The sequence below is a fragment of the Streptococcus sp. E17BB genome (genome assembly GCF_041807725.1).
GTDB lineage: Bacteria > Bacillota > Bacilli > Lactobacillales > Streptococcaceae > Streptococcus > Streptococcus entericus.
In genome coordinates, this window is sequence record NZ_JBGTZC010000050.1 from 1 (window position 1) to 11,271 (window position 11,271).

An 11,271-nucleotide genomic window follows, 5' to 3' on the forward strand; every position below is an offset into this window, starting at 1 on the left:
TCCACTGGTGGAACCATCATCGCATTCACGGTAGTCTCGATTACCAAACACCTATGGTTAAGCGAGTTATCGCTTAACAAAAACACTTTATAAAAATTGTACAGAAAAGGGGTGCCTTTTCAAATGAACCCGTTGTTTTGGCCTGTTTCACCCATTTGTCAAAGGTAGGGGGGGTTAACTCATATTCCTTAATGAGCTCGCTACGTTTCCGGCCAGCTTTGTGAAGGTCAACAATTTGTTGCTTAAAGTCATCACTAAATTGACGACGGATTTTTCTAGACATAGAGTTCTCCTGTTTTCTTTAGTGTAGAACACTTTATAAATTCTGTCTAGTTTAGTGTAACCGATNTGTTTTCTTTAGTGTAGAACACTTTATAAATTCTGTCTAGTTTAGTGTAACCGATTCACCTATGCCCTGCATTGGAAAAATATTGATTTAGACAAGGCAGAAATTAATCTGAAAAATGCTCTTGATAAATATAAAAACTTGAAATCTACAAAAGGAAATAAGAAAACAATTTTCTCTATCCCTTATTACCTTGTAACACTCCTATCCCAATGGAAAATACAACAAAAACAAGAGTTAGCACAATTTGATATTATGCAAACTCCTGACCAGCTAGTATTTACTTATATCGATACAAAAGGGAATGTCAATAGCCCATTACACGTTGATTATCTGAACAATAAAATGAACTCAGTAAGGAGACGCCATCCACGCTTAAAGCATGCCACACCACATAAACTAAGGCATACAGGTGCTACACTTGCTAGGCAGGCAGGAATGAGCCTAGAAGCCATTTCTGAGGCTCTAACTCATAGCGATACATCAACTACAAAAACCTATGTAAACACCTCGAACGTTGTTCCTCTATCTGCTGGTACTCTCGCCTATCAACATATTCAAAATAAATAGGGTAAATTTAGGTCAACTTTTAGGGCAAACTTTCGTAAAAAGCATAGAAAAAAGCACCCCTGAGGTAAACTCTTGAGTGCCTTGAAACGTTGATATATCGCGGTATATTAACGTTTAGAGAATTGTGAAGCTTTACGAGCTTTCTTAAGACCTGGTTTCTTACGTTCAACCTTACGAGCGTCACGTGTGAGCAAACCAGCACGTTTCAATGAATCGCGGAAGTCTGGGTCAACTTGCAAGAGGGCGCGAGCGATACCGTGACGGATAGCGCCTGATTGACCTGCATAACCACCACCAACAACGTTAACGAAAACGTCGTATGAACCAGCAGTAGAGGTTACTGCAAATGGTTGGTTAATAACGAGACGCAAGTCTGCGTGTGGGATGTACTCTTCAACGTCTTTTTTATTGACAGTGATTTTACCAGTACCTGGAACGAGGCGAACGCGTGCAACAGCGTTTTTACGACGGCCAGTACCTGCATATTGTGCTTGTGCCATAATGTGTTACTCCTTTCTCTTAGATCAATCCTGAAATGTCAAGAATTTCTGGTTGTTGAGCAGCGTGGTTGTGCTCGCTACCAACAAAGACTTTCAGTTTCATGCCTTGTGCACGTCCAAGAGTGTTGTGTGGCAACATACCTTTCACTGATTTTTCAATCAGGCGCACAGCATTTTTAGAACGCAAATCACCAGCAGAGATAGCCTTCAAACCACCTGGGTGAAGTGAGTGGGTGTAGTAGATTTTGTCAGTTGCTTTTTTACCAGTCAATTTCACTTTTTCAGCATTGATAACGATAACAAAGTCACCAGTGTCTGTGTGTGGTGTGAAAGTTGGCTTGTTTTTGCCGCGAAGAATGCTAGCAACTACCGCAGAAAGGCGTCCAAGAGGTACATCAGTTGCGTCAACAACGTACCATTTGCGTTCAACTTGGCCTGGTTTAGCCATAAATGTTGTTTTGTTCATGGGGTCTCCTATACGAATTCGTTTTTGTTTACAGGTGATGGGTGTTCCGTCCCATCGAAGGTATTTGGAAGGTTCCGGGGCCTTTCAAATGGGGTAAACAATACCGTCTTATATCATACCAAAATAAACTGTTCTTCGTCAAGTCATTTACCTGATTTTTTACAAAAAACACAGCAAAGGTTCCTGAGTCGAAGTTGCTCATTGGTTTTTCGTGGATAAATACGGTATAATAGCTCTATGAAAACCTACGAAATTATGTTTGAGGAACTGATTAAGACAACCGATTTTGTTCGCGGGCAAGATTTGGCTAATCGTTTAGGGCTGTCACGGACAGCTATTTGGAAAGCGATACAAGCGTTGGAACACCAAGGCATCATCATCGAATCGGTTAAAAATAAAGGCTACCGCTGGTTGGCTGGTGACCTGTTATTACCGAGTCGTATCGCGCAAGATTCTGGGTTAACAGTTAGCTATCAGCCTGTCAGCCAGTCAACACAGCTGGATGCTCGAATCGGCATTAGTCAAGGGTTGACTGCGCCTAGACTGTACTTGGCTTCCCATCAAACAGCCGCAGTTGGTCGGTTTGGGCGCTCTTTTTTTACCAGTCCACAAGGCGGAATTTACATGTCCCTCCATCTCAAACCCAACCTTAGGCATGCCCAGCTGCCGCCCTACACCATGATGGTTGCAGCCAGTATCGTCAAAGCTATTGACAAGCTCTGTGGTAGGTCTTGTGGGATTAAGTGGGTCAATGATATTTATGTCGGGCAAAAAAAAATAGCTGGTGTGCTAACTGAAGCAATCACATCCGTCGAAACAGGGCTGGTGACCGATGTGATTATTGGTGTTGGTTTAAATTTCCACATCACAGATTTCCCTAACGAACTCAGAGACAGGGCCGGGACACTTTTTACTGAGCAACCGCCAATTTTTCGTTACCAGCTTATTACAGAGATTTTGAACATTTTCCTAAAGAGGGATGAGCAAGAGTTGGTTGCCTATTATAAGGAAAAGTCACTCGTTTTGGGACGTGAGATCGCCTTTTTTGAACAAGGACAAGCTGTGACTGCGACAGCTATTGACCTCACTGATAAAGGAGAACTGGTGGTACAGCTAGCTTCTGGCGAGACAGCTGTCCTACATGGCGGTGAGATTAGTCTCACTTCTTGGGAGGCAAAAGCAAGCGACTGAGGCGGTCAATCATATAAACACGAACCAGGTTGCGCCCTAGTAAAATTCCCCAGAAGAGAGTGAGCAAAAATTGCTCAGCTGATAGGGAAGCAGTAAAGAGAATGGTTTGAATGGCACATGTTAGTGCCATTATGACAAAATGACGAATTGGCATAAGCGTATTATACCATAACTTGACGAGTTTCAGTTGTTCAAAACTTAGCAACGTTGACCACCAGTTTGTCACTAATGACTAGAAATAATCTAAAAGGATTAAACCCGAGGATATTCATGATTACAAAAGAATTTGATACTATTGCAGCCATTTCAACGCCACTTGGTGAAGGAGCCATTGGCATTGTGCGTTTGTCTGGCAGCCAAGCCATCGCTATCGCTGACCAAGTTTTTAGAGGTAAGGCTCTGAAAGTAGTAGCTAGTCATACCCTGACCTACGGTCATATTGTCGAAAAAGATGCCATCATTGATGAAGTGATGGTGGGAGTGATGAGAGCTCCTCGCACCTTTACCCGTGAAGATGTGGTTGAGATTAACACCCACGGCGGTCTGGCGGTGACCAATCAGATTTTACAACTACTGATTAAGCATGGGGCTAGATTAGCCGAACCTGGTGAATTTACCAAACGAGCCTTTCTCAATGGGCGCATTGATCTGACCCAGGCCGAGGCCATCATGGATTTAATTCGTGCCAAGACCGACAAGGCCATGGCGGTGGCCGTCAGTCATTTAGAAGGATCCCTCAGAGAACTGATTGACAGCACTCGTCAGGAGATTCTAGCCACTCTAGCTCAGGTTGAGGTTAATATCGACTACCCTGAGTACGACGACGTGGAAGAGATGACCACCGCTATTGTGCGTGAGAAAACGGCTGAATTTCAGGCTTTGTTAGAAAACTTGCTCAGAACAGCAAAACGAGGGAAAATTCTCAGAGAAGGCCTAGCTACAGCCATTATCGGGCGCCCCAACGTTGGTAAATCCAGTCTCTTAAACAACCTTCTACGTGAAGACAAGGCCATTGTCACCGATATCGCAGGAACAACGCGGGATGTCATTGAGGAGTATGTCAATATCAAAGGCGTCCCATTGAAGTTGATTGACACGGCAGGCATTCGTGAGACGGATGATGTCGTGGAACAAATTGGGGTTGAGCGTTCCAAAAAAGCCTTAGCTGAGGCTGATTTAGTGCTTCTGGTCCTTAATAGCAGTGAACCTCTCACCGATCAAGATAGGCAGTTATTAGCACTCAGTCAGACCAATAATCGCATCATTCTGCTCAACAAGACCGATTTACCAGAGCAGATTGAGCGCAAAGAACTTCCAGATGATGTGATTGACATTTCGGTATTAGAAAACCGCAACATTGACCAAATTGAAGACCGTATTAACCAACTCTTTTTTGATAAAGCAGGGTTAGTAGAAAAAGACGCGACTTATTTGTCTAATGCCCGTCATATTTCCTTGATTGAAAAAGCCTTGGAGAGCTTGCGTGCGGTCAATGAAGGACTTGAGATGGGTATGCCAGTTGACCTCTTGCAAGTTGATTTGACCCGTTGCTGGGAAATCTTGGGAGAGCTCACTGGCGACGCTGCGCCAGATGAGCTCATTACCCAGCTCTTTAGCCAGTTCTGCTTAGGCAAATAACCCACGGACCGATTGAACAGCCTTTGTACAATAGACTTCTCAAATGTGTCATAACATTCTTTTGTATCTAGATGTCATCCCTAACCCAAAACATTGTAGATAAAGATAAGGTGATTAGACATACAAGGGTCATTAGAGATAGAAAATATATCGTAAAAAAGGTCTCTAAACAACGATTTTCCTGGTTGTTACCCAGCGAGATAAACGGCTTTCTCTTGAAAATTTTTTCTAAAATGTTATAATAGTAGGGTTAATAGAAAAGGAGATTAAAAATGGACCCAATAATTTTAGTAATTTTGATGACTATTTTTTTAGGTTTTAGCTTTTTTATGCAGTACAGACAGCGCAAACAAATGCAAGAGCGCTATGAGCAACTTAAAAAATTGTCAAAAGGTGATCAGGTAATTACCATTGGGGGGCTGTATGCAACCATTGACCATGTTGAACCAGAACAAGGCAAGGTTGTTTTAGATGCTGACGGTATCTTTCTGACCTATGAGTTGATCGCCATTAAACATGTTGTAAAAGCTCAATTAGCTGATGGGAGCATTGAAACAGCAGAGACTGCTGTCGAACATCAAGAGTAGCAAAAGGAACTTTCTAGATTAGTCAGCTAGAAAGTTTTTGTTTGAGTACAGAGTTGTCACAAATGGCTTTTTTTATGGTAAAATGGTCTTATCATACACTAAAATAGGAAACATATGCTTAATTTATTCAACAAAGAGGAAAAACTCGCTGATTTAAAGGTTCCTCATCACATTGGGGTGATTATGGATGGCAATGGCCGCTGGGCTAAAAAGCGGCTTCAGCCTCGAGTCATGGGACACAAGGCAGGTATGGATGCCCTCCAAGCGGTCACCATTGCAGCCTCCAAACTCGGTGTCAACGTGTTGACGGTCTATGCATTCTCAACAGAAAATTGGTCTCGTCCAGAAGATGAGGTTCGTTTTATCATGAAATTACCGGTGGAGTTTTTTGACAAATACGTGCCCGAACTAAATCGAAATAACGTCCGTATTCAAATTATGGGAGAAACGAATCGCCTACCAAAGGATACTTTAGAAGCTATGGAACGCGCAATCGCTCAAACATCTGAAAATACAGGACTGATTTTAAATTTTGCGCTTAATTACGGTGGACGTGCCGAATTAACCTTAGCCATGCAAGCGATCGCCGAACAGGTTAAAACAGGACAATTAGAACCTTGTGACATCACCGAAACCATCATCAGCCAGCACTTGATGACCGCTAGTTTACCGATGGACTATAGGGACCCAGATTTGATTATCAGAACCAGTGGCGAAGAGCGGTTGAGTAATTTCTTGCCTTGGCAAGCGGCTTATAGTGAATTCTATTTTACCGAGGTGCTTTGGCCTGATTTTAAGGAAGCTGAACTGGAACAAGCGATTAGAGATTATAGTAGTCGTCATCGTCGCTTTGGCGGTATCTAAAGGAGGATGCGTATGCAACAACGTGTGATTTATGGAGCGATAGCAGCAGCAATTTTTTTACCGATTTTGATTTTAGGAGGTCTACCATTGCACCTTCTCTTGGGAGGGCTAGCCATGCTTGCTGTCGCAGAGCTCTTCAAAATGAAAGGACTAGAGCCTTTTTCATTCGAAGGTGCTCTAGCTACGTTGGGGGCTTTTGTGCTAACCGTTCCATTGGGACATTATTTCAGTGCCTTACCGTTGCAAGCTAATGTTTCAGCTCTTACAGTCATCGCCTTTATCATCTTAGCTGGTATGGTCTTCACTTTTCCTAACTATCGCTTCGAGGATGCGGCATTTGCGATAGCTGCTAGTTTTTATATGGGTATTGGTTTTCACCATCTGGTACTTGCCCGCTTGGCAGGGATTGAACATGTTTTGTTTGTGCTCTTTATCATTTGGGCAACAGATATTGGGGCGTATATGATTGGCAGTCGATTTGGCAAGCGACGCTTGGCGCCTCAGATTTCACCGAACAAGAGTATTGAAGGCTTTTTAGGCGGTATCTTGTCTGCTATGCTTATTGCCGCCATCTTTATCCTCATTAGAAAAACAGTAACGCCTTATTCTTTGCTAGGAACACTTCCTCTCATCGCACTATTTAGCGCCGTTGCACAGTTCGGGGATTTAGTAGAAAGCGCCATCAAACGCCACTATGGGGTAAAGGACTCTGGTAAGCTGATTCCAGGGCACGGTGGCGTATTTGATCGTTTTGATAGTGTCATTTTTGTCTTACCCTTGATGCACTTCTTTGGCTTATTTTAACTTAGAAAAGAGGCGATTATGCAAGGTCTAATAACCTTTATTGCTATTTTTGGTATTTTAGTGATTATCCATGAGTTCGGACACTTTTACTTTGCCAAACGTGCTGGCATCCTTGTCCGTGAATTTGCAGTTGGCATGGGACCTAAGATTTTCTCTCATACAGCGGCTGATGGCACATTATATACTCTGCGTCTGTTGCCATTAGGTGGTTATGTCCGTATGGCTGGCTGGGGGGAAGATAAGACAGAGATTAGAACTGGACACTCTGCCAGCCTATCTTTCAATGAAAAAGGTCTAGTTAGTCGGATCAATTTGTCTGACCGTGTGGTTGATCAAACAGCTCTTCCGATTGCCATCACCAGTTATGACCTTGAAGACAGTCTCGAAGTGATGGGATTAGTTGCCGGTGAATCCAAGAGCTATGCTGTTGACCAAAACGCGACCATCATCGAAGAAGATGGCACTGAGGTGCGGATAGCGCCACTCGACGTCCAATATCAGAACGCCAGTGTCTGGGGACGCTTGATGACTAACTTTGCTGGTCCTATGAACAACTTTATCTTAGGTATAGTTGTCTTTACCTTGATTGCTTTTTTACAAGGTGGCGTCAGAGATTATACGTCAAATACCTTTCTAGTAGCGGACAATGGGCCCTTGTCGCAAGCAGGTTTATCTGGTCAGGTCACAATTTACCAAATCAATCATCAGCCTGTGACGGATTGGGAAAGCCTGAGTCAAGCGGTACAGGCAGGCGGCTCTACCATGGTTCTGGAATTATCAGATGGAGATGGAATCCCCAAAAAAGAAGTAACTATCACGCCGAAACAAGAAGATGACCGCTACCTCATTGGGGTATCCCCTGCCCTCAAAACAGGGTTTTGGGATAAGCTAAAAGGTGGATTTGCCATGGCTTGGGAGAGTGCCTTCGCTATTGCAACAGCGCTAAAAAATCTCATTTTGAAGCCTGATGTGACAAAACTCGGTGGACCAATAGCCATTTACCAAATGAGCAGTTCAGCTGCCAAAGAAGGTCTGCTTTCTGTGTTGACGCTGATGGCTATGCTCTCTATGAACTTAGGTATTTTCAACCTCTTGCCTATACCTGCACTTGACGGCGGGAAAATCTTGCTTAACATCATTGAAGCCATTCGTAAGAAGCCTCTCAAGCAAGAAACAGAAGGCTATATTACTCTGGCAGGGGTCGCACTGATGCTCCTGTTAACCATTGCGGTCACCTGGAACGATATTGTCCGAACTTTTTTCTAAGAAAGGAATAACTCATGAAACAAAGTAAGTTATTGATTCCAACCTTGCGTGAGATGCCAAGCGATGCACAAGTCATCAGCCATGCCCTGCTTGTGCGAGCTGGCTATGTCCGCCAAGTCTCCGCTGGGATTTACGCCTACCTGCCTCTGGCCAATCGTGTCATCGAAAAAGCCAAACAAATCATGCGCGAAGAGTTCGAAAAAATAGATGCTGTCGAAATGTTAGCGCCTGCTCTTCTAACTGCTGACCTCTGGCGGGAATCTGGACGTTATGAAACCTACGGAGCTGACCTTTACAAACTTAAAAACCGTGATCAGTCTGATTTTATCCTAGGTCCGACCCACGAAGAAACCTTCACCATGCTGGTACGTGATGCCATCAACTCTTACAAGCAATTACCACTCAACCTCTACCAAATTCAACCCAAATACCGTGACGAAAAACGTCCTCGAAATGGTCTTCTGCGTACCCGTGAGTTCATCATGAAAGATGCCTACAGCTTCCACCAAAACTATGATAGTCTGGATGTGACTTACGAAGATTACCGTAAGGCTTATGAGGCGGTTTTCACACGAGCTGGTCTCGAGTTTAAAGCCATCATCGGTGATGGTGGAGCCATGGGTGGTAAGGACAGCCAGGAGTTCATGGCTATTACCCCTGACCGCACAGACCTTGGTCGCTGGCTAGTTTTAGATAAGTCGATTCCATCAATTGAGGAGATTCCAGAAGACGTTCTAACTGACATCAAGGCAGAGCTGACCAAATGGATGGTCTCTGGTGAGGATACGGTCGTTTATTCTGACCAATCCAGCTATGCTGCTAACCTTGAGATGGCAACGGATTTCTACCAGCCAAAACAAAAAGTGGTCACCCAAGAAGAGTTGACCAAGATTGAAACACCAAATTGCAAAACCATTGATGGAGTGGCAAGCTTCCTATCTATTGAGGACACGCAGACCATCAAGACCCTGCTCTTCATGGCTGATGACAAACCGGTGGTCGCACTTCTTGTCGGCAATGACCAAGTTAACGATGTCAAACTAAAAAACCACCTCGGCGTGGCTTTCTTGGAGCCTGCGACAGAAGAACAGGCTCAACAATTCCTTGGTGCTAACTTTGGCTCACTAGGACCTGTTGGTCTGCCTGAGGACATCCAAATCATCGCCGATCGCAAAGTACAGGACTTGGCTAACGCTGTTGCAGGAGCTAATAGCAATGGCTACCATTATACAGGCGTTAACCCAGGTCGTGACTTCACTGCTGATTATACCGACATCCGTGAGGTACGCGAGGGTGAGCTCTCGCCTGATGGTCAAGGTACCCTACACTTTGCTCGCGGTATCGAAATTGGACACATTTTCAAACTTGGTACACGCTACTCAGCTAGCATGGGCGCTGAGGTTTTGGATGAAAATGGCAAAGCAGTCGAGATGGTGATGGGATCCTACGGTATCGGTGTAAGCCGTCTCTTATCAGCTGTTATTGAACAACACGCTCGGCTATTTGTCAACAAAACACCAAAAGGTGACTACCGCTACGCTTGGGGCATCAACTTCCCAGAAGAGCTTGCACCTTACGATGTTCACTTGATTACCGTCAATGTCAAAGACGAGGCTTCTCAACATCTCACAACTCAAATCGAAAAGAACCTGCAAATGGCAGGCTATGAGGTCTTGACAGACGACCGAAACGAACGTGTCGGCTCTAAGTTCTCTGACAGTGACCTCATCGGACTGCCGATTCGTGTCACCGTTGGTAAAAAAGCCAGCGAAGGCATTGTTGAAGTCAAAATCAAAGCCACAGGCGATAGCATTGAAGTCCATGCCGAAAACCTGTTGGAAACATTGACGATTTTAACAGCGAAGAAATAGTTAAGACACAAAAAACCTAACCCACTAGTTGAAAAGCTAGCGAAGGTAGGTTTTTACTTTAAGTCAAATCAGCTCTAAAGCTCACCGACTAATAGACAAGAGCTGAGCTTTAGTGAGGGTATCAGCTCTGAACCCGTTTCATGTAATCTTGATAACTTTCTGTCTTCATCAAGTTTTTAGCATTTTGCACTCGTTCCTTGGTTGGAGGTTTAACTCCCGCCAGCGGATAAGGAATACCAAGCTGTCGCCACTTAAACTCACCCATGGTATGGTAGGGGAGAACCTCAAAACGGTTAACATTTGAGAGAGTTTCAACAAACTTTCCCAATGCAATCAAATCCTCATCAATATCGGTTAAGCCAGGCACTAGCACGTGGCGAATCCAGACGGGAACCCCTTTTTCAGAGAGGTATTTGGCACAAGCAATGATATTGCGGTTGGACTGACTAGTGACTAGTTTATGCCGCTCATTTTCAATGGCTTTGATATCTAGTAACACCAAATCGGTAACGGCGAGAAGTTTGTCAAAGATGGCATGGTACTCTGGTTTATCGCGAAATGGCAGAGCACAAGTATCCAGTGTACAGTGGATGCCTAATTTTTTAGCTTCTGTAAAGAGGGCTGTCACGAACTCAATCTGAAGCAAGGCTTCACCACCAGAGACCGTTATCCCACCTTCCTTGCCCCAAAAACCACGATAACGTAAAGCTTCTTTTAACACATCAGCAACTGTTCGCTCACGAGAGTTGTTGGTTTCCATTTCCCAAGTATCGGGATTATGGCAATACTGGCAGCGCATCTTGCACCCCTGCATAAAGACGATGAAACGAACACCAGGTCCATCAACTGTTCCAAAACTCTCTGTCGAATGAATCATCCCCGTTACTTGGCTGTAATCAATATCAGTCATCGCGCACCTCTGAAAACGTTTTATAGCCTTATTATAACAGATTTTTAGAAAAATAGAAAGACTTGTGAGAGAATTCTCATAAAAACTGTCCTGAGATAGGGCAATGTGTGCTAGAACAGCCCTGCTAATCAATATGTACTGACCCCCAAAAGTTGGACAAGAAATATTATTGAAAGGATTTAATTCTGTATTGCACAGGACTAAGTCCTTTTAATTTTGTTTTGATTCGTTTGTTATTGTAGTAAAAAATATAATCGC

At 43.9% G+C, this 11,271-nt stretch carries 12 protein-coding genes and 2 pseudogenes; 8 read left to right on the forward strand and 6 right to left on the reverse strand.

Going from position 1 to position 11,271, the window contains the following annotated elements; genetic code table 11:
* Window positions 1-118 precede the first annotated feature (118 nt).
* Window positions 119-283: pseudogene (locus tag ACERC7_RS09725) on the reverse strand (transposase); the annotation flags it as partial.
* Window positions 284-406: 123 nt separating this feature from the next.
* On the opposite strand from ACERC7_RS09725, the pseudogene xerC reads away from it, so the two are divergent.
* Window positions 407-916, forward strand: a pseudogene (xerC, locus tag ACERC7_RS09730) (tyrosine recombinase XerC); the annotation flags it as partial.
* Between the two features lie 107 nt (window positions 917-1,023).
* On the opposite strand, the gene rpsI reads toward xerC, so the two are convergent.
* Window positions 1,024-1,416 carry a 30S ribosomal protein S9 gene (rpsI, locus tag ACERC7_RS09735; protein ID WP_018369092.1) on the reverse strand — a complete coding sequence of 131 codons (393 nt, stop codon included), beginning with the start codon at window positions 1,414-1,416 and terminating at the stop codon, window positions 1,024-1,026.
* Between the two features lie 19 nt (window positions 1,417-1,435).
* On the reverse strand, window positions 1,436-1,882 hold the full coding sequence (gene rplM, locus ACERC7_RS09740; RefSeq protein WP_373657976.1) for a 50S ribosomal protein L13: 447 nt from the start codon (window positions 1,880-1,882) through the stop codon (window positions 1,436-1,438).
* A gap of 237 nt (window positions 1,883-2,119) precedes the next feature.
* On the opposite strand from rplM, the gene birA reads away from it, so the two are divergent.
* Window positions 2,120-3,073, forward strand: a complete 954-nt coding sequence (gene birA, locus ACERC7_RS09745) for a bifunctional biotin--[acetyl-CoA-carboxylase] ligase/biotin operon repressor BirA (RefSeq protein ID WP_373666828.1) — start codon at window positions 2,120-2,122, stop codon at window positions 3,071-3,073.
* Here the strand turns inward: birA and ACERC7_RS09750 are convergent.
* Window positions 3,042-3,227 (reverse strand): DUF3272 family protein, encoded by a 186-nt coding sequence (locus ACERC7_RS09750; RefSeq protein WP_373657974.1) that lies wholly within the window; start codon window positions 3,225-3,227, stop codon window positions 3,042-3,044. The two genes, birA and ACERC7_RS09750, sit on opposite strands and share 32 nt — an antisense overlap.
* Window positions 3,228-3,343: 116 nt before the next feature.
* Here ACERC7_RS09750 and mnmE point away from each other — a divergent pair, with 116 nt between their 5' ends.
* The 6 genes from mnmE to ACERC7_RS09780 all read left to right on the forward strand — a co-directional run bounded on the left by mnmE (window position 3,344) and on the right by ACERC7_RS09780 (window position 10,103).
* Entirely contained in the window at window positions 3,344-4,711 is a 1,368-nt protein-coding gene (gene mnmE, locus ACERC7_RS09755; protein WP_373657973.1) for a tRNA uridine-5-carboxymethylaminomethyl(34) synthesis GTPase MnmE, read from the forward strand.
* Between the two features lie 272 nt (window positions 4,712-4,983).
* Window positions 4,984-5,298, forward strand: a complete 315-nt coding sequence (gene yajC, locus ACERC7_RS09760; RefSeq protein WP_373666829.1) for a preprotein translocase subunit YajC — start codon at window positions 4,984-4,986, stop codon at window positions 5,296-5,298.
* A gap of 114 nt (window positions 5,299-5,412) precedes the next feature.
* The gene (locus ACERC7_RS09765) at window positions 5,413-6,162 is read left to right on the forward strand and encodes an isoprenyl transferase (protein WP_373666830.1); all 750 of its coding nucleotides are present in this window, start codon (window positions 5,413-5,415) and stop codon (window positions 6,160-6,162) included.
* Between the two features lie 12 nt (window positions 6,163-6,174).
* A complete protein-coding gene (locus tag ACERC7_RS09770) occupies window positions 6,175-6,966 on the forward strand; it encodes a phosphatidate cytidylyltransferase (RefSeq protein WP_373666831.1) in 792 nt (263 codons plus the stop codon).
* Window positions 6,967-6,984: 18 nt separating this feature from the next.
* Window positions 6,985-8,232, forward strand: coding sequence for an RIP metalloprotease RseP (gene rseP / locus ACERC7_RS09775; RefSeq protein WP_373666832.1), 1,248 nt, complete (start codon window positions 6,985-6,987; stop codon window positions 8,230-8,232).
* 14 nt (window positions 8,233-8,246) lie between these two features.
* A complete protein-coding gene (locus tag ACERC7_RS09780) occupies window positions 8,247-10,103 on the forward strand; it encodes a proline--tRNA ligase (RefSeq protein ID WP_373660136.1) in 1,857 nt (618 codons plus the stop codon).
* Between the two features lie 121 nt (window positions 10,104-10,224).
* Here the strand turns inward: ACERC7_RS09780 and pflA are convergent, their stop codons facing one another.
* Together pflA and ACERC7_RS09790 are read right to left on the reverse strand one after the other, a co-directional pair.
* Entirely contained in the window at window positions 10,225-11,013 is a 789-nt protein-coding gene (pflA, locus tag ACERC7_RS09785) for a pyruvate formate-lyase-activating protein (RefSeq protein ID WP_018369101.1), read from the reverse strand.
* Window positions 11,014-11,179: 166 nt separating this feature from the next.
* Window positions 11,180-11,271: IS3 family transposase (locus tag ACERC7_RS09790; RefSeq protein WP_373660429.1), on the reverse strand; the 92-nt coding region annotated here is incomplete at its 5' end.

What these genes read in the sequence shown, in the direction of transcription:
- ACERC7_RS09750 (WP_373657974.1), bottom strand. Translation starts at nt 3,227, where the DNA reads ATGCCAATTCGTCATTTTGTCATAATGGCACTAACATGTGCCATTCAA.
- yajC (WP_373666829.1), top strand. Translation starts at nt 4,984, where the DNA reads ATGGACCCAATAATTTTAGTAATTTTGATGACTATTTTTTTAGGTTTT.
- rplM (WP_373657976.1), bottom strand. Translation starts at nt 1,882, where the DNA reads ATGAACAAAACAACATTTATGGCTAAACCAGGCCAAGTTGAACGCAAA.
- pflA (WP_018369101.1), bottom strand. Translation starts at nt 11,013, where the DNA reads ATGACTGATATTGATTACAGCCAAGTAACGGGGATGATTCATTCGACA.
- ACERC7_RS09780 (WP_373660136.1), top strand. Translation starts at nt 8,247, where the DNA reads ATGAAACAAAGTAAGTTATTGATTCCAACCTTGCGTGAGATGCCAAGC.
- birA (WP_373666828.1), top strand. Translation starts at nt 2,120, where the DNA reads ATGAAAACCTACGAAATTATGTTTGAGGAACTGATTAAGACAACCGAT.
- mnmE (WP_373657973.1), top strand. Translation starts at nt 3,344, where the DNA reads ATGATTACAAAAGAATTTGATACTATTGCAGCCATTTCAACGCCACTT.
- ACERC7_RS09770 (WP_373666831.1), top strand. Translation starts at nt 6,175, where the DNA reads ATGCAACAACGTGTGATTTATGGAGCGATAGCAGCAGCAATTTTTTTA.
- rseP (WP_373666832.1), top strand. Translation starts at nt 6,985, where the DNA reads ATGCAAGGTCTAATAACCTTTATTGCTATTTTTGGTATTTTAGTGATT.
- ACERC7_RS09765 (WP_373666830.1), top strand. Translation starts at nt 5,413, where the DNA reads ATGCTTAATTTATTCAACAAAGAGGAAAAACTCGCTGATTTAAAGGTT.
- rpsI (WP_018369092.1), bottom strand. Translation starts at nt 1,416, where the DNA reads ATGGCACAAGCACAATATGCAGGTACTGGCCGTCGTAAAAACGCTGTT.